Origin of the sequence: Pseudomonas chlororaphis subsp. piscium, from assembly GCF_003850345.1 — a bacterium.
GTDB classification, from domain to species: Bacteria; Pseudomonadota; Gammaproteobacteria; order Pseudomonadales; family Pseudomonadaceae; genus Aquipseudomonas; species Aquipseudomonas piscium.
Map to the genome: position 1 here is coordinate 5,713,507 of NZ_CP027707.1, position 26,148 is coordinate 5,739,654.

At 63.2% G+C, this 26,148-nt stretch carries 22 protein-coding genes; 5 read left to right on the forward strand and 17 right to left on the reverse strand.

The features are described from left to right. Positions 1 to 87: 87 nt before the first annotated feature. From tadA to treP, 7 genes are all read right to left on the reverse strand, one after another. Complete coding sequence (gene tadA / locus C4K38_RS25770) at positions 88 to 582, reverse strand: tRNA adenosine(34) deaminase TadA (protein WP_053280726.1); 495 nt, start codon at positions 580 to 582, stop codon at positions 88 to 90. Continuing rightward, on the reverse strand, positions 582 to 1,958 hold the full coding sequence (locus C4K38_RS25775) for a multicopper oxidase family protein (protein WP_053280727.1): 1,377 nt from the start codon (positions 1,956 to 1,958) through the stop codon (positions 582 to 584). The genes tadA and C4K38_RS25775 overlap by 1 nt, the downstream gene beginning before the upstream one ends. A gap of 241 nt (positions 1,959 to 2,199) precedes the next feature. After that, complete coding sequence (locus C4K38_RS25780) at positions 2,200 to 2,499, reverse strand: PTS sugar transporter subunit IIB (RefSeq protein ID WP_053280728.1); 300 nt, start codon at positions 2,497 to 2,499, stop codon at positions 2,200 to 2,202. A gap of 2 nt (positions 2,500 to 2,501) precedes the next feature. After that, positions 2,502 to 5,039, reverse strand: a complete 2,538-nt coding sequence (ptsP, locus tag C4K38_RS25785) for a phosphoenolpyruvate--protein phosphotransferase (protein WP_053280729.1) — start codon at positions 5,037 to 5,039, stop codon at positions 2,502 to 2,504. Positions 5,040 to 5,099: 60 nt separating this feature from the next. Beyond that, entirely contained in the window at positions 5,100 to 6,323 is a 1,224-nt protein-coding gene (locus tag C4K38_RS25790) for a maltoporin (protein WP_053280730.1), read from the reverse strand. 109 nt (positions 6,324 to 6,432) lie between these two features. Beyond that, entirely contained in the window at positions 6,433 to 8,082 is a 1,650-nt protein-coding gene (treC, locus tag C4K38_RS25795) for an alpha,alpha-phosphotrehalase (protein ID WP_053280731.1), read from the reverse strand. A gap of 108 nt (positions 8,083 to 8,190) precedes the next feature. After that, the gene (gene treP / locus C4K38_RS25800; RefSeq protein ID WP_025806083.1) at positions 8,191 to 9,633 is read right to left on the reverse strand and encodes a PTS system trehalose-specific EIIBC component; all 1,443 of its coding nucleotides are present in this window, start codon (positions 9,631 to 9,633) and stop codon (positions 8,191 to 8,193) included. A 336-nt stretch (positions 9,634 to 9,969) separates the two neighbouring features. Here treP and treR point away from each other — a divergent pair, with 336 nt between their 5' ends. Then, positions 9,970 to 10,674, forward strand: a complete 705-nt coding sequence (gene treR / locus C4K38_RS25805) for a trehalose operon repressor (RefSeq protein ID WP_009050622.1) — start codon at positions 9,970 to 9,972, stop codon at positions 10,672 to 10,674. An 18-nt stretch (positions 10,675 to 10,692) separates the two neighbouring features. Here treR and C4K38_RS25810 read toward each other — a convergent pair whose 3' ends face one another. The 6 genes from C4K38_RS25810 to C4K38_RS25835 all read right to left on the reverse strand — a co-directional run bounded on the left by C4K38_RS25810 (position 10,693) and on the right by C4K38_RS25835 (position 16,591). After that, positions 10,693 to 11,214 carry a helix-turn-helix transcriptional regulator gene (locus C4K38_RS25810; protein WP_053280732.1) on the reverse strand — a complete coding sequence of 174 codons (522 nt, stop codon included), beginning with the start codon at positions 11,212 to 11,214 and terminating at the stop codon, positions 10,693 to 10,695. A 2-nt stretch (positions 11,215 to 11,216) separates the two neighbouring features. Continuing rightward, a complete protein-coding gene (locus tag C4K38_RS25815; protein ID WP_053280733.1) occupies positions 11,217 to 11,498 on the reverse strand; it encodes a hypothetical protein in 282 nt (93 codons plus the stop codon). Between the two features lie 290 nt (positions 11,499 to 11,788). After that, positions 11,789 to 13,366, reverse strand: coding sequence for a glutamine-hydrolyzing GMP synthase (gene guaA, locus C4K38_RS25820; protein ID WP_016703480.1), 1,578 nt, complete (start codon positions 13,364 to 13,366; stop codon positions 11,789 to 11,791). Positions 13,367 to 13,465: 99 nt separating this feature from the next. Next, positions 13,466 to 14,935: an IMP dehydrogenase gene (gene guaB, locus C4K38_RS25825; RefSeq protein ID WP_025806086.1), complete on the reverse strand. Its 1,470-nt coding sequence runs from the start codon at positions 14,933 to 14,935 to the stop codon at positions 13,466 to 13,468. 195 nt (positions 14,936 to 15,130) lie between these two features. Continuing rightward, complete coding sequence (locus tag C4K38_RS25830) at positions 15,131 to 15,679, reverse strand: hypothetical protein (protein ID WP_038576146.1); 549 nt, start codon at positions 15,677 to 15,679, stop codon at positions 15,131 to 15,133. 144 nt (positions 15,680 to 15,823) lie between these two features. Continuing rightward, positions 15,824 to 16,591: a sulfite exporter TauE/SafE family protein gene (locus tag C4K38_RS25835; RefSeq protein WP_053280734.1), complete on the reverse strand. Its 768-nt coding sequence runs from the start codon at positions 16,589 to 16,591 to the stop codon at positions 15,824 to 15,826. Between the two features lie 102 nt (positions 16,592 to 16,693). On the opposite strand from C4K38_RS25835, the gene C4K38_RS25840 reads away from it, so the two are divergent. The 4 genes from C4K38_RS25840 (at position 16,694) to leuA (ending at position 21,911) form a co-directional block, all read left to right on the forward strand. Next, on the forward strand, positions 16,694 to 17,596 hold the full coding sequence (locus C4K38_RS25840; protein ID WP_053280735.1) for a LysR family transcriptional regulator: 903 nt from the start codon (positions 16,694 to 16,696) through the stop codon (positions 17,594 to 17,596). A gap of 94 nt (positions 17,597 to 17,690) precedes the next feature. Continuing rightward, a complete protein-coding gene (gene xseA / locus C4K38_RS25845) occupies positions 17,691 to 19,070 on the forward strand; it encodes an exodeoxyribonuclease VII large subunit (protein WP_053280931.1) in 1,380 nt (459 codons plus the stop codon). A 3-nt stretch (positions 19,071 to 19,073) separates the two neighbouring features. Next, positions 19,074 to 19,895, forward strand: coding sequence for a peptidoglycan DD-metalloendopeptidase family protein (locus C4K38_RS25850; RefSeq protein WP_053280736.1), 822 nt, complete (start codon positions 19,074 to 19,076; stop codon positions 19,893 to 19,895). Positions 19,896 to 20,231: 336 nt separating this feature from the next. Then, positions 20,232 to 21,911, forward strand: a complete 1,680-nt coding sequence (leuA, locus tag C4K38_RS25855) for a 2-isopropylmalate synthase (protein WP_053280737.1) — start codon at positions 20,232 to 20,234, stop codon at positions 21,909 to 21,911. Positions 21,912 to 21,981: 70 nt separating this feature from the next. On the opposite strand, the gene C4K38_RS25860 is transcribed toward leuA, so the two are convergent. From C4K38_RS25860 to der, 4 genes are all read right to left on the reverse strand, one after another. Continuing rightward, a complete protein-coding gene (locus C4K38_RS25860; protein WP_053280738.1) occupies positions 21,982 to 22,395 on the reverse strand; it encodes a hypothetical protein in 414 nt (137 codons plus the stop codon). A gap of 54 nt (positions 22,396 to 22,449) precedes the next feature. Next, entirely contained in the window at positions 22,450 to 23,247 is a 798-nt protein-coding gene (locus tag C4K38_RS25865; RefSeq protein ID WP_053280739.1) for an amidohydrolase, read from the reverse strand. Then, positions 23,235 to 24,383: a pyridoxal phosphate-dependent aminotransferase gene (locus tag C4K38_RS25870; protein WP_053280740.1), complete on the reverse strand. Its 1,149-nt coding sequence runs from the start codon at positions 24,381 to 24,383 to the stop codon at positions 23,235 to 23,237. The genes C4K38_RS25865 and C4K38_RS25870 overlap by 13 nt, the downstream gene beginning before the upstream one ends. Positions 24,384 to 24,574: 191 nt before the next feature. Next, the gene (gene der / locus C4K38_RS25875; RefSeq protein ID WP_007929542.1) at positions 24,575 to 26,047 is read right to left on the reverse strand and encodes a ribosome biogenesis GTPase Der; all 1,473 of its coding nucleotides are present in this window, start codon (positions 26,045 to 26,047) and stop codon (positions 24,575 to 24,577) included. Positions 26,048 to 26,148 lie beyond the last annotated feature (101 nt).

Below are 26,148 nucleotides of genomic sequence, written 5' to 3' on the forward strand. Positions count from 1 at the left end.
CCCGCGATCGGGACGCCGCGTTTCTGCAGGCACACCGCGTTATCGTTCATCGCGAGCAAGCTTCGCTCCTACAGAAGAGGAAGGGGCTCAGCTGCGGCTGGCTCTACGCGCCTTGAAAAACTCGCTCAACACCGCGCCACACTCTTCGGCCAGCACCCCGCCCTCGACCAGTACCCGATGGTTGAGAAAACCCTGGCTGAAGAACTGCCCCTGGCTCTGCACGATGCCCGCCTTGGGCTCCAGGGCGCCGTACACCACCCGGGCGATACGCGAATGCACGATCAGCCCGGCGCACATGCTGCACGGCTCCAGGGTCACGTAGAGGGTGCTGCCGGGCAGGCGATAGTTGTCGACTGCCTGGGCCGCGGCGCGGATCGCGACCATTTCCGCGTGGGCGCTGGGATCGCTGCCGCTGATCGGGCAGTTGAAACCCCGGCCGATGATTTCCCCGTCCTGCACTAGCACCGCGCCCACCGGCACCTCGCCCAGGGCCGCGCCCTGGGCGGCCAGGGCCAGGGCTTCACGCATGAAGTCCTGGTCGCGGCTGCGATCGATGATCCGGGCAGGGCGAATCTGCCGCATCAGGCCACCTCGATGGCGGCCATCAGGCCGGTTTCCATGTGGTCGATCACATGGCAATGGAACATCCACACCCCCGGGTTATCCGCCACCAGCGCCACCCGGGCACGCTCGTTCTTGCCCAGCAGGTAGGTGTCGGTGAAGTACGGGGTGATCTTCTTGCGGTTCGAGGCAATGACCTTGAAGCTCATGCCGTGCAAGTGGATCGGGTGCTGGTACTGAGTCATGTTCTTCAATTCGAAAATGTAGCTCTGGCCCTTCTTGAGCGTAGCGATCGGGCGGTCGGCGCAGGTCTTGTCGGTGATGTCCCAGGCCTTGCCGTTGATCTGCCAAAGGCTCGGTGGCTTGCCATTGTCCACGTTCACCGAGACCGAGCCAACCCACTCGAAGTTGAAGTTGAGCTTCTCGGCGTTATCCAGGTCCGGCTCGGCGATCGGGTTGGCCGGCAACGCGGGCGGCCACTCGGTCGGCGCGTCGCTGTTGGCCACCGAACGGAAGGTACCCAGGCGCACCGGGCCGTTGCGCAGCGCCAGCTCTTCGCCGGCCGGCGGCGCCTTGATCGCCAGGCAGATGCGCATGCCCGGCCCCAGCCAGTATTCCTTGCCCAGCGGGCGCGGCTCGATGGGGTTGCCGTCCAGAGCGTAGATCTGCGCCTCGACGTCGGGGATGTTGATGCGGTAGGTCAGGGTGTTGTCGAGGTTGAGCAGGCGCACGCGGGTGATCTGCCCGGCCGGGATCTCCACCACCGCCTGGGACACGCCGTTGATGGTCGACAGGCGCCCCGCGGTACCGCCACGCGCCGCCTCGCGGGGAATGCTGAAGGGCACGAAGGCACCCTCTTCATCCACATGCCAGCTTTTCAGGCTCAGGGTGCGTTCGTACTTGAAGCCGGTGGGCTCGCGTTCTTCGATGATCAGCGGGCCGACCAGGCCACGGCCCAGCTCTTCGCTGCTGTTGACGTGGGGGTGGTACCAGTAGCTGCCGGCATCCGGCACGCGGAACTTGTAGTCGAAGTACTCGCCCGGCATGACCGGCAATTGCGAGACGTAAGGCACGCCGTCCATTTCCAACGGCAGGCGGATACCGTGCCAGTGGATGGTGGTGGCCACCGGCAGGTGGTTGATGAAGCGCACCCGCAGCCATTCGCCCTGGCGCACCCGCAACTCGGTGCCCGGCGCGGAAGGACCGAAAGCCCAGGCTTCGGTCTTGTGCCCCGGCACCAGCTCCACGTCCAGCGGCGCGGCGATCAGCTGATAATCGTGGCCCGCCTCGGCGTCGGCCATCTTGCCCAGCCAGTAACGCGACGCGCCACCGGCGCCCACGCCAACCACTGCAAGACCGGCCAGACCACCGAGTATCTGTCGACGGGTAAAGGACATGGACTCAACTACCTCACGTATCCGCGGCGGGTCGGGCCCGCAAAAGGCGAATACGATACACCCGCAGTTGAGAAACAGTAAGGGCGGCGCGGCAAGCGGCCGCAGGCAGGTCGTCGGTGCTTGAAAGGACGCCATCGCGGGCAAGTCGGATCGCCACCCGCTCGCACCTACAGATAGGCGGCGCCTGTAGGAGCGAGGCTTGCCCGCGATCGAGTGCGCAGCACTCGCCGCTCGCCAACGGCTACACCGCGGATAGGCCGACGATCAGATGCACCACCCCCCCGGCCAGCGCCATCGCCCCGGGCACGCCGGCGCTACGCAAGGCCGTGGCATCGAGCAAGGTCGGGTCATGCAATTCCACCCGCACCCGGGTCAGGGCCACGCGCTGCTGGGTCTTGAGGTTATTCGCGCCGCCCAGGGCCGCCAATAGCACTGGGCTCAGGACGGCATCGCCGGTGGGGCGGGCTGTGGCTTTCGGCTGGTCAGGCACCAGGTCCGGGGTCAGGGCTTTCCAGAACGCCCGCTGCAATTTCTCGAACATGTTCAGTTCTCCAGAACCAGTGAAGGGGCCAGCGTCGATTGCTGATGCTGGTGCAAGGCGTCGCGCACCTGCTCGGCGCTTTCCAGGCCGAGAATGCGCCCGGCGAGGGCCTGGCATGGGCTCAACTCGACCTCGCGCACGCGGGCCTTGATCGCCGGAATCAGCGGCACACTGACCGACAGCTCGTCCACCCCCAGCCCCAGCAGCAGCGGCACCGCCAGGGTTTCCGAAGCCAGCGCCCCGCAGACCCCGACCCACTTGCCATGGGCATGGGCGGCCTTGATCGTGGAGGCGATCAGACGCAGCACCGCCGGGTGGAAACTGTCGGCCTGGCTGGCCAGGCGCGGGTGATCGCGGTCCATGGCCAGGGTGTACTGGGTCAGGTCGTTGGTGCCGATGGAGAAGAAATCCACCTCCGGCGCGAACAGGTCGGCCAGCAGCGCCGCCGACGGCACTTCAATCATGATCCCCAGCTTCGGCAATTCCTTGAGCCCCAGGGCCAGGGCTTCGTCCTCCAGCATCTGCCGCGCCTGCCGCAACTCCGCCAGCTGGGTGACCATCGGCAGCATGATGTGCAGGCGGGCCAGCCCGGCGCTGGCGAGGATCGCCCGGAACTGTTCGCGCAACAGCTGCGGGCGCTCCAGGCACAGGCGGATCCCGCGCATGCCGAGGAAGGGGTTGGCTTCAGGTTCCATCGGCACATAGGCCAGCGGTTTGTCGCCACCGACATCCAGGGTCCGCACCACCAGGTTGCGCTCCGGCCCCAGGGCCCGGGCGATGGCACTGTAGGTCGCGGCCTGTTCTTCATGGCTCGGGGCGACGCCGCGGTCCTGGTAGAGAAACTCCGAACGCAACAGGCCGACGCCCTCCCCGCCCAGGCCCATAGCCTGCTCGGCCTCGGCCAGCGAGGCGACGTTGGCCGTCACCTCGAAGTGATGGCCGTCGCGGGTCACCGCGGCCTGGGCGGCCTGCTCCAGCTCCTGGCGCTGACGCTGTTGTTGCTGCTGACGCCGGGCCTGCAACTGCTCGATCACCGCCGGCTGCGGCTCCAGGTGCAATTCGCCCTGGTCGGCATCCAGCAGCACCGGCGTACCGCTGGCCAGCGCCAGTACCTGCACCGGCAGGCCGCAGACCGCCGGCAAACCCAAGGCCCGGGCCAGGATCGCCACATGGCTGGTGGCCCCGCCGCCGACCGTGGCAAACCCCAGCACCTTGCGGGTATCGAGGCCGGCGGTCTGGGACGGGGTGAGCTGCTCGGCAATCAGGATCGCCTGCTCCGGCAGGGTCCAGGCGCTGTCCTGCACGCCCAGCAACAACTTGAGCACCCGCTGCCCGACATCCATCAGGTCCAGCGCACGCTCGGCCAGTAGCGGATTGCCCAGGCCCTTGAACAGCTCGGCGGTGGCCTCGGTGGCGCTGTTCCAGGCGAATGCCGCGCTTTTGCCGTCGGCGATCAGGGCATGGGCCTGCTCCAGCAGGCTCGGATCTTCCAGCAGCTCCTGGTGAGCCTTGAAGATCTCGCCCTGGGCCGCACTGGCAGCCTTGTCCCGCAGTGCTTGCAGGGCCTCGGTGGCCTGCGCCAGCGCCTGCTTGAGCTGCTCGCGCTGCGCCGCCTGATCGCTGGCGAACTCGACGATCTCGAGCTTCTGCTCGGCCACCTGCACCACCTGCCCGAAGGCCGACCCCGTCGAGGCGCAGACGCCACGCAGCAATTTGCCCGATGGCGCAGCAACCGGCGCCACGGGTTCGGAGGCGCTCACCGCCGTCACCGCCTCACCACAACCACTCGCCAGCAATTCGGCCAGGGCCTTGATCGCCGCCTCGGCATCCTCGCCCGCCGCGCTGACTTGCAGGGCATCGCCCTGCGCGGTCTGCAACGCCATGATCGCCACCAGGGACTTGGCGTTGGCACTGGCCTGCTGCTTGTGCAGGCAGATGCTCGCCTTGAAGCCCTTGGCCGCCTGGGCGAACACCGCCGCCGGGCGCGCATGCAGGCCATTGGGATTGGGCAGCAGCACGGGTTTGGAGAACAGCGCCTCGCCCTCTTCTTCGGGCTCCGCGCTTGGCGCAGGCTCGCCCGGGCTCAACTGCAACAACGGCTGACCGCTGTCCACCAGCGCGCTGCCCGCGGTCAGCCAGGTGAAGGGCTCGCCACTGACCACCAGCATCAGCGTCAGCAGGCTGCGGGCATGCACGGCGATGTAGTCGGCATCGAACTCGATCAGCGGCTGCCCGGCCTCGACCCGCTGGCCCTCCTGCACCAGGCGGCTAAACCCCTTGCCTGCCAGATTCACCGTGTCCAGGCCGATGTGCATCAGCACCTGCACCCCGTTGTCGTCGGTGACGCTCACCGCATGGCCACTGTCCTGCACGTTGCTGACCACGCCGGCCAGCGGCGCGCGCAGGGTCTGCGAGGTCGGGTCGATGCACAGGCCGTCACCGATGACCCGGCTGGAGAACACCGGGTCCGGCACTTGCTCCAGGGGCATCAGCAGCCCGGACAGCGGCGCGAGCAGTTGCAATTGTTGGGTTGTAGCCATGACTTCACCTGCTGTTTGTTCTTGTAAGTGCCGATGGAGCGCGAGCCCCGACAGCATCGCTTATTTCCACCAGTACTCGATCTGCAATCCGACGTTCGCACCATGCCTGGCGGTGCCGAAAGCGCCGGTGTCGGACAGCGCCGAACCCGCCGCCAGCTCATTGGCCGCGCGCTTGGCGGCCTGGTTCCAGCTGGCATAGGTGTAGTACAGGCGCACCTCGGGGCGCGCCCAGAATTCCGGGCCCTTGGGCGACCAGGTCGGGGCGAAGGTGAACTTGCTGAGCTTGCGCGTGCCACCAGGGGCCTCGACCTGGTCGTGGCCCAGCTCGGTGACCAGCTTGAACTGCTCGCTGATGGCGTAGGCCGGGCGGATACCCAGGGAGATCCAGTTCTGGTCGTTACCGTCGGGGCGGATGTCTTTCTGGTAGATCGCTTCGACCTGCCCACCAAAACGCGGGGTCAGTTGCCAGTCGAAGAACTCCACCAGACGGTAGCTCTTGTTGCTGTCGTCCAATTGCACATTGCCGGTGTAGCCCAACCCGGTGCCCGGGCCTTCGCCGTACTGCAACGCCAGCTTGTTCTTGCCGCCGAGGAAGTCCTTTTGCACATGCTGGGCGGTGATGGCCCAACCCCGATGGGCGTCGCGGCTGTCGGGCTTGTCGATGTAGCTCAGGCCCAGTTCCAGCTCGCCGCCGGGGTTGGTCTTGAAACCGGCGACGTTGAAGTCGTGCCGGTTGATGTAGTCCTTCTGGTACAGGTTGTCCTTGCGCGAGAAGGCGTAGCTGTATTTCAGGTCGCCGATCAGCACGTCCTCGATACCGCCGCCGGTGGCGCTCTGGTTCCAGTAGTAGAAGTCGGAGATATGGATGTCGTTACGCTTGTAGTAACGCCGGCCGGCCCACAGCGAGCCGCCATTGAGGCTGGGCATGTTCGACCATTGGGCATACATCTGCGGCATGCGCGCCGAGCCGTTGTCACCCTGGAAGGTCAGGCTGCGGTCGTACTGGTTATAGAGCGACGCCATGGCGTCGACACTGAATACCGAGCCGTCGTCCAGGGTGTAGAGATCCTGGCGCAGTTCCAGCTCGGCGTACTGTTCGCATTCGTTGCCCAGGCGGTATTTGGACTGCGCGCCGGGCAACTGGAAACAGGATTGCGAGCTGCTGTTGACCGAAGTCCCAAGGCCACTGCGCAGGTAACCGGCGAACTCCAGGGCCTGGGCCGGGAACGGTAGTGCCAGGCAGATGCAAGATGCTGCAAGGCCGCGATTTATTGTTGTTTTCATAAGCCACCCCATTATTTTTATTCTGTGTGTGTGCCCCGCAGGCGCCGCCCTACCGGCGAGCGAAAGCTCGCGGTGTGCCAGGCACGCCGCGCTCTTGCGGAGAAGGTTGTCAGCGGTCGATCAAGTGCAGGACAAAGGACTCGTAAGGCCGCAGGAACAGCTGGCGACTGCGGGTTTCATGGTCCGCGTAGTTACTGATGACCAGGCGCTGCTCCGTGCGCTCGGTCATCACTCCCTCCGGCAACTGCACTTCGCAGGCGCTGCCGTAGAAATTGTTCACCACCAGCAGGCGCTCGCCCTGCCCTTCGCGCAGATAGGCCCAGACCTGCGGATGCTCGGCCAGCAGCTGGCGATACTCGCCGTCCTGGATCAGCGGCTCGCGACGGCGCAGGGCAATCAGCTGACGGTAGTGGTGCAACACCGAATCCGGGTCTTCCAGCTGCTGCTCGACGTTGATCAGTGCGGCATTGGCCGGCACGCCGATCCAGGGTTCGACGCTGCTGAAACCGGCATGGACCTCGGCCTTCCATTGCATTGGCGTGCGCCCGTTATCCCGGGACTTCTGCATGATCGCCGCCATGTTGTCCGCTTCGCTGTCGCCGGCTTCACGCTTGAGGCGGTAGATGTTCAGGGTCTCGACATCGCGGTACTGGTCGATGTGGGTAAAACCGGGGTTGGTCATGCCCAGCTCTTCGCCCTGGTACACGAACGGCGTGCCCTGGAGGAAGTGCAGCGCGGTGGCGAGCATCTTCGCCGAGACCACCCGGTATTCACCGTCGTCGCCGAAACGCGACACTACCCGTGGCTGGTCGTGGTTACACCAGAACAGCGCGTTCCAGCCACCGCCGGCCTGCATGCCGCTCTGCCAGTCGGAGAGGATGCGCTTGAGCTGGAGGAAGTCGAAGTCGGCGCGAATCCACTTCTGCAGGTTCGGGTAATCGACCTTCAGGTGGTGGAAGTTGAAGGTCATCGACAGCTCTTTCGACTCGGGCTGCGAGTAACGAATGCAGTGTTCGAGGCTGGTTGAAGACATCTCGCCGACGTTGACCAGGTCAAAGCCCTCGAAGACCTCGCGATGCATCTGCTGCAGGTACGGGTGCACGTTCGGGCCGTCGGTATAGAAGCGTCGGCCATCGCTGGCGTCTTCCGGGAAATCGACCGGCTTGGAGATCAGGTTGATCACGTCCAGGCGGAAACCGCCCACGCCCTTGTCGCGCCAGAAGCGCATCATCTTGAACACTTCGGCGCGCACCTGGGGGTTGTCCCAGTTGAGGTCGGCCTGGGTATGGTCGAACAGGTGCAAGTAGTACTGGCCGGTCTGCGCTTCGTATTCCCAGGCGGAACCGCCGAACTTGGACTCCCAGTTGTTCGGCTGGTCGCGCCAGATGTAGAAGTCGCGGTACGGGTTGTCGAGGCTGCTGCGGGCCTGCTGGAACCACTCATGCTCGATGGAGGTGTGGTTGACCACGATGTCCAGCATCAGCTTGATGCCGCGCTTGCCGGCCTCGGCGATCAGCAGCTCGCAATCGGCCATGGTCCCGTAGCTCGGGTCGATGGCGTAGTAGTCGCTGATGTCGTAGCCGTTGTCGCGCTGGGGCGAGCGCAGGAACGGGGTGAGCCACAGGCAATCGACACCCAGCCAGTGCAGGTAGTCGAGCTTGTCGACCACCCCCAGCAGGTCACCGGTGGCCTGGCCGCTGTGGCTGTAGAAACTCTTCGGGTAGATCTGGTAGATCACCGAACGCTGCCAGTCTTGCATGGCGGGCTCCTTCAATGGGTTGGGTACTGGCCCTGGGGGCCTTATCGCGGGCAAGCCTCGCTCCTACAAGGGAACGCGGAAATCTGGCTGGCCCGCGATAGCAATCTGTCAGGCGACGCGATACCCCGGCCGGATGATCTTCATGCTCAAGCCGCAGGTCAGCACGAACGGCACCACCAGGGCGACGACCATGCCGACCACGAACATCGGGATGTACTGGGGAATGATCGAGATGAACCCCGGCAGCCCACCGACGCCAATGGCCGAGGCCTGGACCTTGTTCAGCGAGAGGAAAATGCTGCCCAGCGCCGAGCCGATCAGCGCGGCGTAGAACGGAAACTTGTAGCGCAGGTTGACCCCGAACATGGCCGGCTCGGTGATGCCGAAATAGGCGGAAATCGCCGAGGTCGAGGCCATGCTGCGGTCCCGCGCGTTGCGGCTCATGCTGAACACCGCCAGCGCCGCGCTGCCCTGGGCCAGGTTGGACATGACGATCATCGGCCAGATGAAGGTGCCGCCCTGGGTCGAGATCAGTTGCAGGTCCACGGCGAGGAACATGTGGTGCATGCCGGTGATCACCAGCGGCGCGTAGAGCAGGCCGAAAATCGCCCCGCCGACCATCGGCGCCAGCTCGAACAGGGTGACCACGCCTTCGGTGATCAGGATCCCCAGGTGCCGGGTCACCGGGCCTATCACCGCCAGCGCCAGCACGCCGGTGACCACTATGGTGGTGATGGGCACGACCAGCAGGGTGATCGCGTTCGGCACCCGCGCCCGCAGCCATTTTTCGATGACGCTCATGACGTAGGCCGCCAGCAGGATCGGCAGGATCTGCCCCTGGTAGCCGACCTTCTCGATCTGGAACAGGCCGAAGATGTCGAAGTACGGCAGGCTCTGGCCCTCCAGCCCGGCCACGGCCTTGCCGTAGTTCCAGGCATTGAGCAGGTCGGGATGCACGAGCATCAGGCCCAGCACGATGCCGAGGATTTCGCTGCCGCCAAAACGCTTGGCCGCCGACCAGCCCACCAGGGCCGGCAGGAATACGAAGGAGGTGTTGGCCATCAGGTTGATCAGGCTCCACACACCATCCAGGGTCGGGTAGGCCTCGAGCAGGGTGCGGCCTTCGATGAACATGCCCTTGGCGCCGATCAGGTTGTTCACCCCCATCAGCAGACCGGCAATGATCAGCGCCGGCAGGATCGGCATGAAGACATCGGAAAACACCCGCACCAGGCGCTGCATGGCGTGGGTCTTGTCGGCGCCCTTCTGCTTGACGTCGGCGATGGTGGAGGCGGCCAGCCCGGTGAGTTGGCGCAGCGCGGCATAGACCTTTTCGACTTCGCCGGGGCCAATGACCACCTGGAACAGGCCACCGGTGAAAAACGAGCCCTTGACCAGATCGATCTGGTTCAGCGTCGCGCTGTCCACCAGGCTCGGGTCCTTGAGCGCCAGGCGCAGACGGGTGACGCAGTGCGCGGCTTGTTCGAGGTTGTCGGCGCCACCGAGGCTGTGCAGCAACTCGCTGGCGATCGTGGAGTAATCGTGGCTCATGCTTGTTCTTCCGCTTTGGTTTTTTGTTATTGGCAGCACGCCGAAGCGAAAATACTCGTCTGTACGAGTTAAAGCAACAACTCGTACAGACGAGTTTACGAATGCCGCTTCGAAACCCAGGTCGCGGGGAATTTCTGCTGCACGAAAACAGCTCTAGACCCGTGTTCTCCGGCAGGGCACACCATGCGCGCCAGAAAATTCTTAAACTGCTGTAAGGTGTTTCACTGCCACTTCGCCACCCGCAGTCAGGCGTTCGACCCAAGCGCCTCAAATAGACAAATCCGCTCACGGCCCTTAAGGTTCCCGCCTTGAGCGCAGACGGCACAGAGCCATCCCATGAGTAAATACAACCAGATCTACAGCGATCTGCTTGCCAGTATCACCACCGAGCGCCTGGAACGCGGCGCTCGTCTGCCTTCCGAAACCGAGTTGATGGACAGCTACCAGGCCAGCCGCGGCACCGTGCGCAAGGCCATCGAACAGCTGCAGGAGCGCGGCTTCGCCCAGAAGATCCACGGCAAGGGCACTTTTGTGCTGTCGCCGCACCCGATCGAGTTCCAGCTGGGCGGCATCGTCAGCTTCCAGGAAACCTATCCACGCCTGGGCAACGACGTCAGCACCGAGGTGGTGGAGTTCACCCAGTTTCCCCTCGAAGGCGCGTTGCGCGAACACCTGCAAGCCGAGGAAGGCAGCCTGATCACCCGCATCAAGCGGGTGCGGCGTATCGATGGCAAACGGGTGATTCTCGACATCAACCACTTCGTCGCCGAGTTGATCCCGGGGCTGGACCGGCAGATTGCCGAGCACTCGATCTACGCCTATATCGAGCAAACCCTGCAGCTGCAGATCAGCTACGCCCAGCGGACCATCGAAGCGATTCCACGTACCCGGGATGACCAGCAGCACCTGGACCTGGAAGGCCAGAGCCACGTGATAGTGGTCAGCAACCAGACCTTCCTGCAGGACGGCCGGCAGTTCGAATACACCGAATCACGCCACACCCTGGACAAGTTCTACTTCTCGGACGTCGCCCGACGCTGACCGCCGCGGCAGGCCCGCTCAGCCCAGCAGCGCCACCAGCTCGGCGCTCGGGGTGCCGACCCGGCGGGCCTCCTTGGCCAGGTTCACGGATTGCGCGACCCGCGCCACCTCTATCACCGGGTGCTGCAACTGGTAACCGCCCCGGGCCGCCAGCCAGCTCAGCACTTCCGCCAGATGCCAGAGCGAGGCACTGCCCTCGTGGATCGCCAGGGGGAAACTGCCGGCATGGTTCAGCATCAGCTTGCGCATGTTCTGCCGGGAGACCCCGACGATGTCGGCAATCTCGCTCAGGCCGACGAAATCCGGGCTGGCCTCTACCAGCCGCGCATCCGGAATGATCCGCTTGATATCGCCCAGGGCACTGAGCAGGGCCGCCTCACCGCTTTCGGCCTCGCGACTGAACTCCAGCGCCAGGCGCCCCGCCAGCCCGGTACCGACCAGCGCATCGGTGCAGCCCCCCGCGCCAAGGCGCTCCACCAGCACGTCCGGGTCACAGTCGTGGGCAGGCAGCAGGTAGTTGAGGGTAAACAGGTATTCCATGGTCATGACTCCCGACGAGGTTGCGGGACTTTCCCGCCGCGCAGCTGATTCAGCGTGCAGTTGTCGACTACCCGGCACAGCGCCCGGGCATGCTGGAGGGGATTTTTTGGCGTGCTCCACACACTGGTGATGCAGAACTCGCCGCAACGACACACCTCAGTGTTGTAAGGGCAGTAGATCTTGCCCCAGGCATGACTACCGCCGACTTCGACGCGCCAGCCCTGCCACTCGGCGTAACGCAGCGCCATTTCAATGTCTTTCTTGGGATGAGGTGTGCGAGCCATCCATGGCCTCCAGTCTCGTCAACAATTAAAAGGTTGTCAACTGACAACCATGAATTTTTTCAACGCCTGCGCCGGCATCGCCAAAGGCCGCCGCTGGGCGTTCGATGAATGTCTGTCGAGGGTACACAGGCCAGGCGGGCGACGATGGGCCCATGTCTTTCCTGGTATTGCGGGAGGGCTGGAAACCGGGCTTTTTAAAGACCCTGAAACACAAATGGCGATCGACACCCGAAGGTCTCGATCGCCATTGCTGTTGCCTGAACGATCAGCAGCCGATCACTCGGCCGGGATCATTCCCACTCGATGGTGGCTGGCGGCTTGCTCGACACGTCGTAGGTGACGCGGGAGATGCCTTCGATTTCGTTGATGATCCGGCCGCTGACGGTTTCCAGCAGCTCGTAAGGCAGGTGTGCCCAACGCGCGGTCATGAAGTCGATGGTTTCCACGGCACGCAGGGCCACGACCCAGGCGTAACGACGGCCGTCACCGACCACGCCCACCGATTTCACCGGCTGGAACACCACGAATGCCTGGCTGACCTTGTGGTACCAGTCGGCCTTGCGCAGCTCTTCGATGAAGATGTGGTCGGCGCGACGCAGCAGGTCGGCGTATTCCTTCTTCACTTCGCCGAGGATACGCACGCCCAGGCCCGGGCCCGGGAACGGGTGACGGTAGACCATGTCGTACGGCAGGCCCAGCTCCAGGCCCAGACGACGGACTTCGTCCTTGAACAGCTCGCGCAGTGGCTCGACCAGTTTGAGGTTCATTTCTTCCGGCAGGCCGCCCACGTTGTGGTGCGACTTGATCACATGGGCCTTGCCGCTCTTGGCGCCAGCCGACTCGATCACGTCCGGGTAGATGGTGCCCTGGGCCAGGAACTTGATGTTGTCCAGCTTGCAGGATTCGGCATCGAACACGTCGATGAAGGTACGGCCGATGATCTTGCGCTTCTTCTCCGGGTCGGCTTCGCCGGCCAGGTTGTTGAGGAACTGGTCCTCGGCGTTGGCGCGGATCACCTTGACGCCCATGTTCTCGGCGAACATGGCCATCACTTGCTCGCCTTCGTGCAGGCGCAGCAGGCCGTTGTCGACGAAGACGCAGGTCAGCTGGTCGCCGATGGCCTTGTGCAGCAGGGCCGCGACCACCGAGGAGTCGACACCGCCGGACAGGCCCAGCAGAACGTTGTCGGTGCCCACTTGGGCACGCACCTGGGCGATGGCGTCTTCAGCGATTTTCGACGGCGTCCACAGGGCTTCGCAGCCGCAGATGTCGAGGATGAAGCGCGACAGGATGCGACCGCCCTGCTTGGTGTGGGTCACTTCCGGGTGGAACTGCACGCCGTAGTAGCGCAGGTCGTCGTTGAACATGCCGGCGATCGGGCAGCTCGGGGTGCTGGCCAGGATGTGGAAGTCTTCCGGCATCTTGGTGACCTTGTCACCGTGGCTCATCCACACGTCGAGGCCGAACAGGCCGTCGGCGTCGACGTGGTCTTCGATGCCGTCCAGCAGGCGGCTCTTGCCGACCACATCGACGCGGGCATAACCGAATTCACGCAGCTCGGAACCCTCGACCTTGCCGCCCATTTGCTCGGCCATGGTCTGCATGCCGTAGCAGATACCGAAGACCGGCACGCCCAGGTCGAACACCGCTTGCGGGCAGCGCGGGCTATCGGCTTCGTGCACGGACTCGGGGCCGCCGGCGAGAATGACGCCTTTTGGAGCGAATTCGCGAATCGCTTCGTCATCCATGTCGAACGGATGCAGTTCGCAGTACACGCCGATTTCACGCACGCGACGGGCGATCAATTGGGTGTACTGGGAACCGAAATCGAGGATCAGGATGCGGTGGGCATGAATGTCGAGGGCCATGATTCAGTCTCGTCTAGGTAATTCGAAAACAGTCGTGATTCAGAAACGACTCGGGGCTGAATAAAACAGCCCCGGTCATTTAACGTTTTGCTTGAAGCATCAACCTACGCGGTAGTTCGGCGCTTCCTTGGTGATCTGCACGTCATGGACGTGGGACTCAGCCATACCGGCGCCAGTGATGCGTACGAACTCTGGCTTGGTGCGCATTTCTTCGATGTTGGCGCTACCGGTGTAGCCCATGGAAGAACGCAGGCCACCCATCAGTTGATGGATGATGGCGGTCAGGGTGCCCTTGTACGGAACACGGCCTTCGATGCCTTCCGGAACCAGCTTCTCGGCACCCGCGGAGGAGTCCTGGAAGTAACGGTCGGAAGAGCCCTGGGCCTGGGACATGGCGCCCAGCGAACCCATGCCGCGGTAAGCCTTGTAGGAGCGACCCTGGAACAGTTCGATTTCGCCTGGCGCTTCTTCGGTACCGGCGAACATCGAGCCCATCATCACCGCGGAAGCACCGGCGACGATGGCCTTGGACAGGTCACCGGAGAAGCGGATGCCGCCGTCGGCGATCAATGGAACGCCGGTGCCCTCAAGGGCCGCGGCGACATTGGCGATGGCGCTGATTTGCGGTACGCCGACACCGGCGACGATACGGGTGGTGCAGATCGAGCCAGGGCCGATACCGACCTTGACTGCGTCGGCACCGGCCGCGGCCAGGGCCTTGGCAGCGGCACCGGTGGCGATGTTGCCGCCGATCACCTGCACTTGCGGGTAGTTTTCCTTGACCCAGCGTACGCGGTCGATCACGCCCTTGGAGTGACCGTGGGCGGTGTCGACCACCACCACGTCCACACCGGCGTTGACCAGGGCGGCAACGCGGTCACCGGTGTCTTTACCGGTACCGACTGCAGCACCTACGCGCAGACGACCTTGATCGTCCTTGCTGGCCAGCGGGTAAGCCTTGGCTTTTTCGATGTCGTTGACGGTCATCATGCCCTTGAGGGCGAACTTGTCGTCGACGATCAGCACGCGCTCGATGCGGTGCTTGTGCAGCAGCTCGCGCACGTCGTTCTTGTCGGCGCCTTCCTTGACCGTGACCAGGCGCTCTTTAGGCGTCATCACTTCACGGACGCTGGCGTCCATGCGGTTTTCGAAACGCACGTCACGGGAGGTGACGATGCCGACCAGGTCGCCATCGTGCAGTACCGGAACGCCGGAAATGTTGTGCATGCGGGTCAGTTCGAACAGGTCGCGCACCGTGGCGTCAGCCTCGATGGTGATCGGGTCTTTGACGACGCCGGCTTCGAACTTCTTGACCTTGCGGACTTCGGCAGCTTGCTGCTCGATGGTCATGTTCTTGTGGATGATGCCGATGCCACCTTCCTGAGCCATGGCGATTGCCAGACGGGCTTCAGTGACGGTGTCCATTGCGGCGGAAACCAGTGGAATATTCAGCTCGATGCCACGGGTAAGACGGGTCTTGAGACTGACTTCGTTAGGAAGCACCTCGGAATAACCGGGCACTAGGAGAATGTCGTCGAAGGTCAGAGCTTCTTGGCTGATACGCAGCATCGCGGGGGCTCCCGAGCGGGAAAATGGAAGCGCGCCATTATACTCAGACACCTACCCGGGCTCAATGTAAAAGTCTGTCTATTATCAACGGGGTGATGGATGGGGAATTTGCCGGAACACAGCGTCTGTTTCGCGGGCCAGCATTGCACCTGCCGACGATGATTTCACCACCCGGACCCGGCTGCCGAAATCCCCTTACAACTCCACCTTCACCCAGCTCACCGGCTGATCCAGCCATTCGGCGAACTCGTCGAGAAAGCTCTGCTTGAACCCGGCCTCGGCCCAGTTGTTGAAGATGAAACCAAGGTTGGAAAAGCCGCACTCCTGCAAGAACAGAAAGCCGTTGATGTCATCTTCATGCCCGCACTCGGGGCAGGTGAAGTTATCGGTGCGCCCGGGCATCCAGTCTTCCAGGCTCTCGAACAACGCCTCCCCCACTTCCTGGCGGCACTCGGCGCAACCCGCTTCCTCGAGAAACCCCTTGGCCGGGGTATAGATGCAGCGTTTGGTGATGATCTCCAGGCCGTTGACCGGCTCACCGAAGGGCAAGGCCTCCGGATGCAGCACCACCTCCCGCGCGCCTGGGGCAATCGCGTGCGCCATGCGATTGCCGGTACGGCCACAGGTGCTCAAGGCTTCCTCGACGATGTTCTTGCGCACCAACCAGCGCACGATCGCCCGGGCGCGGGGTTCGTGAACCGGCAAGGTGGAGATTTTCGGAACGATGATGCTTTGCGAGTTCATGGGTGGGGCCTGAAGCGTCTGAAGGGAAGTCTGCGTCGCCTGCTCGGACAATACCGCCAGCAAGCCGATACCTACCCATAAGTGTAGAAGTCGGCGTGCCTGGCAGATCCGAGGACCCGCAGCTTAATCCCTGAACCCCACAGGTCAAGTGCTCAGGTAACGGCCGATCAGGGCAATGCCGCTGGCCAGCACCAGCCAGGTCACCAGCCGGACGAACGCCTCGCGGGACAACTTCATGGTCAGCCGCCGCCCCATCCACAAGCCCAGCGCCATCGCCGGCAACAAACACAGCGCCAGCAGCAATAAAGGCAGCTGCGCATAAACGCCGGCAATGGCGAACAGGCTCAGGCGTACCACCGTGCTGCAACTGATCAATGCACTCTGGGTGGCCCGCGCCGCATCCTTGGGCAGGCGGCTGTTCAGATAGATCGCATATAAAAAGCCGCCACTGCCGAACAGCGCCCCGAACGTCCCACCCACGGTCCCCATGGGAATCGCCCAGCCCGCCGCCAGCGCCTTGGGTCTTGCCTTGACCCACAGGCTGTACACCGCATAAGCGCTGATAAACAGCCCCATCAACAGCAGCAACAGGTCGGACTTGAGGTTGAGCAGGAAGATCACCCCCAGGGTGCAGCCCAGAGCCATGCACGGTAGCAGGCGCACCAGCTCGGAGCGATCGACATCCCGCCGCGCTGGCAAGAGATTGCCGAAGGCCGCGACAAAATCCAGCAGCACCAGCAGCGGGATTATCTTCGACAGCGGCATGAACAGGATCAGCACCGGCCCGGCCACCAGCGCCGTGCCGAACCCGGCAATGCCGAACACGATATAGGCCAGGGCGATCCCCAGGCCGATCGCCAACCAGCCACTCGCCCCCCACGACCATTGCCCCAACAACTCGACCATGCTCATCGATTCGCCATCCTCCTTTAATCAAGGAATGACTTTAGCCAGCCACAAGCCTTGCGACTAATATCATCAAAGCCATCCACCCATCTCAAAAAGGCATGACGAGTGATTTCAACCCGCCAACTGCGCTACTTCGTGGAAATCGCCGACAGCGGCAGTTTCAGCGCGGCCGCCGAACGTCTGTTCATTGCCCAGTCCGCCCTCAGCCGGCAGATCAAGGAACTGGAGACCCACCTCAAGACCCCGCTGTTCGAGCGCACCGCGCGCCTGCCCAGGCTGACTGCGGCGGGCGAGGCCTTCTACCCGCGCGCCCGCAACCTGCTCGACGAGCTGAACAAGGCCAGCGAACTGGCGACCCAGGTCGGCCAGGGGCAACTGGGGACATTGCGCCTGAGCCACTCCAGCACGGTGTCCATGAGCGGCCGCTTGCTGCGGGCCATCAGCGGTTATCTGGAGCAGTGCCCGGGCGCCTCGATGGACATCGCCACCCTGTCTTCCGAAGCGCAGTTGGAGGAAGTCGCCGAAGGCCGGCTGGATATCGGCCTGCTACGGCTGCCGGTACTGCGCCAGCGCGAGGGCGTGCGGATCACGCCGCTGTTCAGCGAGCGCCTGTTGCTGGCCGTGCCGCCGAATCACCCTCTGGCGTTGGATCCTCCCGAGCAAGGCGTGGATCTGGCGCAACTGCGCGACGAAGCCTTTATCTCCATTCCCCATCCACAGCGTGGAGGCCTGAGTTACCTGTCGGCCGAGCTGTGCATGCGCCAGGGCTTTTTTCCCAAGGCGGCGCGGGTGCTGTCGCGCAAGACCACCCAGCTGCAATTGATCCAGGCCGGATTCGGCATCGCCCTGCTGCCCGAATCGATGCAAGACATCGCACCCGCCAGCCTGCGCTTCCTGCCCTTGGCAGACCCGGCCTGCCAGAGCACGGTCGCCCTCGCCTGCCGGCAGGACCCGACACCTCTGGTCAAGCAGTTCATCGAACACTTCCACGGCGCCCTCACGCCCTAATCGCCGAAGGAGTATTCGAGGCCAACAAAAGGCATCGTCTCCTTTTGTTTCGATCCATGGAGATTGTTTGCCGAATGCCTTTAAACTGCGCTCCATGATTAAAGATCCCTTTGCAAGACTCGGCCTGGACCGCGAAGTCCTGACCGTCAGCCAGCTCAACGGCCGTGCGCGGGTGTTGCTGGAAGACGTGTTCAGCAACATCTGGGTCGAAGGCGAAATCTCCAACCTCGCCCGCCCGGCGTCCGGCCATGTGTATTTCACCCTCAAGGACAGCGGTGCCCAGGTGCGCTGCGCGCTGTTTCGGCAAAATGCCGCGCGGGTGCGCCAGGCGTTGAAGGACGGCCTGGCGGTCAAGGTGCGCGGCAAGGTCTCGCTGTTCGAGGGCCGCGGCGACTATCAGCTGATCCTCGATACGGTCGAACCGGCCGGCGACGGCGCCCTGCGCCTGGCTTTCGATGCCCTGAAGGAAAAGCTCAGCGCCGAAGGCCTGTTCAGCACCGAACGCAAAGTGCCGCTGCCGGCCCATCCCCAGCGCATCGGCATTATCAGTTCGCCGACGGGCGCGGTGATTCGCGACATCATCAGCGTGTTCCGCCGCCGCGCGCCACAAGTGGCCCTGACCCTGATCCCTACCGCCGTGCAAGGCCGCGAGGCGACCGCGCAGATCGTCCGCGCCCTGAAAATGGCCGATGCCCGGGGCTTCGACGCGCTGATCCTGGCCCGTGGCGGTGGCTCCCTGGAAGACCTCTGGTGCTTCAACGAAGAAGCCGTGGCCCGGGCGGTGGATGCCTGTGTCACGCCAATCGTCAGCGCCGTGGGTCATGAAACCGACGTCTCGATCAGCGACTTTGTCGCCGACGTGCGCGCACCGACGCCCTCGGCGGCCGCCGAATTGCTCGCACCGGACTCCAGCGATCTGCGACATCGGGTCGAAAGCCTGCATCGACGCCTGGTGATGCGCATGCGCGATCGCCTGCTGCGCGATCGCCTGCGCCTGGAAGGCATGGCCCGGCGCCTGCGCCACCCCGGCGAGCGCCTGCGCCAGCAAGCACAGCGCCTGGACGACCTGGACATGCGTATGCGCCGGGCATTCGAGCGCAGCCTCAATACCCGCCGCGAACGCCTGATCCGCCTGGAAACCCGACTCGCCGGCCAGCACCCCGGGCGTCAACTGGCGCTGCTGCGACAACGCCTCGACAGCCTGGCCGAACGCCTGCCACGGGCCATGCGCGAAGGCCTGAAATCCCGGCGCCTGCAACTGCAAAGCCAGATGCAGACCCTGCATGTGGTCAGCCCGCTGGCTACCCTCGGCCGTGGCTACAGCATCCTGCTGGACGAGCGTGGCCAGGCCATTCGCAGCGCCGCACAGACCCAGCCGGGCCAGCGTCTCAAGGCCCGCCTTGGCGAAGGCGAACTGCAGGTCCGGGTCGAAGACAATCACCTGACGCCTGTCACCCTTTCTTTACTGGATTGATCCATGCCGCGCTTTCTGAGCTCCCTGCTGTTGCTGTGCCTGACCTTCAACGCCCACGCCGATAGCTACATCACGCGCCTGCTGAACAAGCCGGTGCCCGGCGGCGTGGCGGTGATCGACCTGGGCAGCGCCGCCCAGGCGCCCAAGGCCAGCTACCAGGGAAAACCGCTGCTGGTGGTCAAGGAACAGAACAACTGGCTGGCGATTGTCGGCATCCCCCTGACCGTCAAGCCCGGCACCCAGCAGATCAGTGCTGGCGGTCGCAGCCTGAACTTCGGCGTGACCAGCAAGAAATACCCGGAACAGCACATCACGCTGAAGAACAAACGCCAGGTCAACCCCGATCCGGCCGACCTCAAGCGCATCGACGCCGAGTTGGCCGAGCAGGTTCGCGCCTACCGCAGTTTTAGCCCCAATACGCCGAGCAACCTGCTGCTGGACAAACCGGTGAGCGGCCCGCTGTCGAGCAAGTTCGGCGTTCGCCGCTTCTTCAACGGTGAGGAGCGCAACCCACACGCCGGGCTGGACTTCGCGGTGCCCGCCGGGACGCCGATCAAAACGCCGGCGGCCGGCAAGGTGATCCTGATCGGCAATTACTTTTTCAATGGCAACACCGTATTCGTCGACCATGGCCAGGGCTTTATCAGCATGTTCTGCCACATGTCGAAGATCGACGTGAAGGTCGGCCAGCAACTGGCCCGCGGCGGCGTGGTCGGGAAAGTCGGCTCCACCGGGCGCGCCACCGGACCGCACATGCACTGGAACGTCAGCCTGAACGACGCCCGGGTCGATCCGGCGATCTTTATCGGTGCCTTCCAGCCCTGAGTCATGGCTCCTGCAGGGATTGCGCAGGTTCAAAAGTCTGCGCAATAAGATCGAGAAAGCCGTCACTCCGACAGAATAAAATCTCGCAAAATTTCCGTTTTAAGAGATTTATCTCAATTTTTTTCGACTGCTTGCCATCTTTCACCCCAATGGTTAGGGTTGAGGGCATGAAAACCTCTCACACCCTCATTCAGCGCCGTCAACACCGAAGCCTCTGCCTCGTCAGCGCACGACTGCCAGGTTGAGTCGCGGTACCTCGTCCCCTGCTTCAAACAGCACACCCATTGATTCACCGGCAGGCCGCCTCTTTTCGGCCCGGACAATAAGGATTTCCCCATGAGCATGCTCAAAGACCCTTCCTCGAAGTACCGCGCGTTCCCGACCATCAACTTGCCGGACCGCACTTGGCCGTCGAAGACCATCACCAGCGCGCCGATCTGGTGCAGCTCCGACCTGCGTGATGGCAACCAGTCGTTGATCGAGCCGATGGATGCGGTGAAGAAGCTGCGTTTCTGGAAAACCCTGGTCGCCGTCGGTGTGAAAGAAATCGAGGCCTCCTTCCCGGCTGCTTCGCAGACCGACTTCGACTTCGTGCGTACCCTGATCGAAGGCGGGCACATTCCGGACGACACCACCATCCAGGTGCTGACCCAGGCCCGTGAGGACCTGATCGCCCGTACCTTCGAATCGTTGCGTGGGGCGAAGAAAGCCATCGTCCACCTGTACAACGCCACCAGCCCTTCGTTCCGCCGCATTGTCTTCAACCAGGACAAGGAAGGCGTGAAAGAGATCGCGGTGAACGCCGCCAAGCTGTTCGTCAAATACGCCGCCCAGCAGCCGGAAACCCAATGGCAGTTCGAATACTCGCCAGAGACCTTCAGCGCCACTGAGCTGGAGTTCGCCAAGGAAGTCTGCGACGCGGTGATCGAGGTCTGGAACCCGACGCCAGCCAACAAGGTGATCCTCAACCTGCCGGCCACCGTCGAAGTCGCCACGCCGAACATCTATGCCGACCAGATCGAATGGTTCGGCCGCCACATCAACCGTCGTGACAGCGTGCTCATCAGCCTGCACACCCACAACGACCGTGGTACCGGTGTAGCCGCCACCGAGCTGGGCCTGATGGCCGGCGCGGACCGCGTCGAAGGCTGCCTGTTCGGCAACGGCGAACGTACCGGCAACGTCGACCTGGTCACCGTCGCCCTGAACCTCTACACCCAAGGCATCGATCCAGAGCTGGACTTCTCCGACATCGACGGCGTGCGCAAAGTGGTCGAAGAGTGCAACCAGATCCCGGTGCACCCTCGTCATCCGTATGTCGGCGACCTGGTTCACACCGCCTTCTCCGGCTCGCACCAGGATGCGATCCGCAAGGGCTTCGCCCAGCAGAAATCCGATGCGCTGTGGGAAGTACCCTACTTGCCGATCGACCCGGCCGACATCGGCCGCAGCTACGAGGCGGTGATTCGCGTCAACAGCCAGTCGGGCAAAGGCGGTATCGCCTACCTGCTGGAACAGGAATACGGCATCAGCTTGCCGCGTCGCATGCAGATCGAGTTCAGCCAGGTAGTACAGCGTGAAACCGATCGCCTGGGCCTTGAGATGACCGCCCAGCAGATCCACGCGCTGCTCCACAGCGAATACTTGCAGGCCAACACCCCGTACGCGCTGGTCAGCCACCGCCTGCAGGAAGAAAACGGCCACAGCGCCGTGGAAGTGGAAGTGTCCGGCAAGGGCCAGGGCGAAACCAACCTGCACTGGCGCGGCAAGGGCAACGGCGCCCTGGAAGCCCTGGTGGCCGGCTTGCCGGTTCCGGTGGAAATCATGGACTACAACGAGCACGCCATCGGCGCGGGTACCAACGCCAAGGCAGCTGCCTATATCGAACTGCGCGTGAACGGCGAACGCGCGGTGCACGGTGTGGGTATCGATGAAAACATCACCACCGCCAGCTTCAAGGCCCTGTTCAGCGCGCTGAACCGCTCCCTGAGCCAGCTGGACGCCAAGGCCGCCTGACGGTTTATACGGCGACAAAAAAGCCCCGGATGATCCGGGGCTTTTTTTTTGCTGCCATTTATTGCCTCATTCAGGCGGTGGTATTGATCCGCGCCGTCAGCGCCTGGAGCAAGGCCGCCTGCAACACCTGCAGGTTGTTGGCGGTGATCGCGATCTGCGCCTGCACCTCCAAAGCCTGTTGTGCCTTCTGCTCCTCGTTCGCTTGGCCCTTCTGCACCCCGGACAATTGCGACTGCTGCTCGGACAGGGTCTTTTCGGTCTGGTCGATCTGCTTCTGCAACTGCGCGACGATATCAGCGGTGGGAGAGGTGAAATCGGCCTTGGCGCCGTACTCCTGCATGTCGACACTCACCGAGTCACTGTCTTCGGCAACGCTCTTGTCCTGCACCTCAAGCGGGCTGGCCTGCTGCTCGGCGATGTTGAGCTTTTGCGGCGCAGCCCCCAGCGGGAATGGATTGATGCTCGCAGCACCGATAGTGGTCATGATGAATCTCCCTGAAAATCCTCTTATCCCTTAACGGCCCACTCCAACAGATCTTTAAGCCTGGGTGAACTCGAAGGTGTCCGCATCGAGGTAGGCTGGAAAGCGCGCGCGATAGGCGGCCAGATCCGCGGCGTTCAGGCAGACCTGGAATACCCCGTCGGCCTCCCCCGCGCAGAGCAGCGTCTCGCCCTGGAAATCCAGCACCTGGCTATCCCCGGTGTAGGTAAACCCCTTGCCGTCGCTGCCGACCCGATTGACCGCGGCCACATAACACAGGTTTTCGATGGCCCTGGCCGGCAACAAGCGGTTCCAGTGCTGACGCCGCGCCCCCGGCCAGTTGGCTGTGTACAGCAGCAAGTCAGTATCCCGGGCATCGCGGCTCCACACTGGAAAACGCAGGTCGTAACAGATCAACGGCCTGACACGCCACCCCTTGAGTTCGAACTGCACCTGGCGCTCACCCGGCGTGTAGTGATCGTGCTCGCCCGCCATGCGGAACAAATGACGTTTATCGTAATGCCAGACCTCACCGTCAGGGCGAGCCCACAGCAGGCGGTTGCGATGGCTGCCATCGGCAGCCTGGATAATAACGCTGCCGGTGACCACCGCACCGAGCCTGGCGGCCTGACTGCGCAGCCACTTGCTGGTCGGACCGTTTTCCGCCTCGGCGAGGGCTTCGGACTCCATGGAAAACCCGGTGGTGAACATTTCCGGCAGGATAATCAGATCGGCGCCCCGGGCCTGTTCGAGCAACAGCTCGAAGTGCTCGAGGTTGGCCTGGCGGTCGTGCCAGACCAGGGAGGTCTGGATCAGCGCCACGTTCAGATTGGGCAAAGCACTCAGATCACGCATAGTTTCTCCGCTGCCTGGCGCAGCGTCTCCTCACGTTTGGCAAAGCATAGCCTTACCAGACGCTGTCCTTGCGGTGGCTCGCGGTAGAACACCGACACCGGAATGGTCGCGACGCCGTGCTCGCGGGTCATCCAGATCGCCATCTCTACGTCATTCAGGTCCGGGCGGATCTGCGAGTAGTCCACCAGTTGGAAGTAAGTACCGGCCACCCGGGTAAAGCTGAACCGCGAAGGCCCTAGCAGATCGCAGAACAGGTCACGCTTGGCCTGATAGAAGCCGGGAAGCTCTTCGACATGCTCCGGGTGTTCGGCCATGTAGTCCGCCAGAGCGTACTGCAAAGGGGTCACGCCGCAGAAGCTGACATATTGATGCACCTTGCGCAGCTCCGCGCTCAGGGCCGGCGGAGCAACCACGTAGCCGGTTTTCCAGCCGGTCACGTGGTAGGTCTTGCCGAAAGAGCTGACCACGAATGCCCGCTGGTACAGCTCTTCATGGGCCAGCACGCTGGCATGGGGGATGCCATCGAACACCAGGTGTTCGTACACCTCGTCGCTGACCAGGTAGATATCCCGATCACGAATCAGCGCCGCCAACTGATCGAGTTCCACACGGCTGATCAAGGCACCGCTGGGGTTGTGCGGCGTATTGAGAATGATCATCCGCGTACGTGGGCTCAGGGCTGCGCCGAGCTTCTGCCAATCGATGGCGAAATCGTTCAGGCCCAGCTGCACATGCACACAACGCCCGCCGGCCAGCTCCACCGAAGGCTTATAGCTGTCGTAGCAAGGATCGAAGACGATCACTTCATCACCGGCCTGGATCACCGCCTGGATGGCACAGAAGATCGCCTGGGTGGCGCCCGGAGTGATGGTTACCTCGGTGTCGGCATTCACCTGCACGCCATAACTGCGGGCGATCTTGGCCGCCACTTGCTGGCGCAAGGCCGGCAGGCCGGTCATCGGTGCGTATTGGTTGTGACCGCTGGCGATATGTCGGGCGACGGCATCGCGCAGGGCTTGCGGGCCATCGAAATCGGGAAAACCCTGAGACAGATTCAGCGCGCCGGTTTCCACGGCGAGCTGCGACATTTGCGTGAAGATGGTGGTGCCGACATTCGGCAGCTTACTGGTGATCATGGGTAATTCCCTACTGAACACCCGGCTCTACGGCGGCACGGGGAGGTCCCGAGAATAGCCCAAACCACAGGCATGAAAAAGGGCGCCAAAGGCGCCCTTTTTCCAAGACAAGTCCTGTAGGAACCGGCTTGCCGGCGAAGCGTTGAACCAGGTCCAGAGCCTCACCGGCAAGCCGGTTCCCGCAGCGAGCCTCAGCGCTTGTCCTTGCGCTTCTTCTCGGCCTTTTTATGGTGCGTCATCAAACGACGCTTCTTGTTGACCTGACGGTCGGTGAGCGTGTTCTTGTTGCCTTCGTACGGGTTTTCACCACCCTTGAATTCAATGCGGATCGGCGTACCGACCAGCTTCAGAACACGACGGTAGGTGTTTTCCAGGTAGCGCACATAAGACTTCGGCACCTTCTCCACCTGGTTGCCGTGGATCACGATCAGCGGCGGGTTGGCGCCACCCAGGTGGGCATAACGCAGCTTGATGCGACGGTTGTTGACCATCGGTGGCGCGTGCTCGCTCACGGCGTCTTCGAGAATCTGCGTCAGGCGGCTGGTCGGCCAGCGGGTAACCGCGGACTTGAAGGAGTTCTGCACCGACTGGTAGAGGTTACCCACGCCAGTACCGTGCAACGCCGAGATGAAGTGGATATCGGCGAAGTCGACGAAGAACAGCCGGCGCTCCAGCTCGGTCTTCACATAGTCACGCTCGCGCGGGTCCATGCCATCCCATTTGTTCAGGGCAATGACCAGGGCCCGACCTGCTTCCAGGGCGAAGCCCAGCAGGTTCAGGTCGTGGTCCACCACGCCTTCGCGGGCGTCCATGACGAAGATCACCACGTTGGCGTCTTTGATCGCCTGCAGGGTTTTGACCACCGAGAACTTTTCGACTTCCTCGTGGATCTTGCCGCGCTTGCGCACACCGGCGGTGTCGATCAGCGTGTACTTCTCTTCGTTACGCTCGAAGGGAATGTAGATACTGTCGCGGGTGGTACCCGGCTGGTCGTAGACGATGACCCGGTCTTCGCCGAGCATGCGGTTGACCAGGGTGGACTTGCCCACGTTCGGCCGGCCGATGATGGCGATCTTGATCCCGTCTTTTTCGCTCGGGCCTGGAATGCGCTTGGCTTCCTCGCCTTCGGCAACGACTTCTTCCTCACCCTCTTCCGGCTCGTCTGCGTCGTCTTTCGGGAACTCGCGCAGGGCGATTTCCAGCATCTGCGTGATACCGCGGCCATGAGCACCGGCGATCGGGATCGCGTCGCCCATGCCCAGCGGGGCGAACTCGGCACGCGCCATGTCAGGGTCGATATTGTCGACCTTGTTGGCAATCACGTAAGAGGTCTTGTTCCGTTTGCGCAGGTGCTCGCCGATCATCTGGTCGGCCGCGGTGAAACCGGCCTTGGCATCTACCAGGAACAGGACGACATCGGCTTCTTCGATGGCCAGCAGCGACTGCTCGGCCATCTTTTCGTCCATGCCATGCTCGTCACCGGAGATACCGCCGGTGTCGATCAGAATGTAGGTACGCCCTTGCCACTTGGCCTCACCGTATTGGCGATCACGGGTCAGACCGGACAGGTCGCCGACAATGGCGTCGCGAGTCCGAGTCAGGCGGTTGAACAAGGTGGACTTGCCGACGTTCGGTCGGCCCACCAGGGCGATTACGGGAACCATGCGGCTCTCCACTGCGTTAATTCAGAAAATACAAAAGCCGCTGCGAGGCAGCGGCTGGTGCTCGGGGCAGCACATCGCGTGCTGCGAACCTTGCCGGGGCA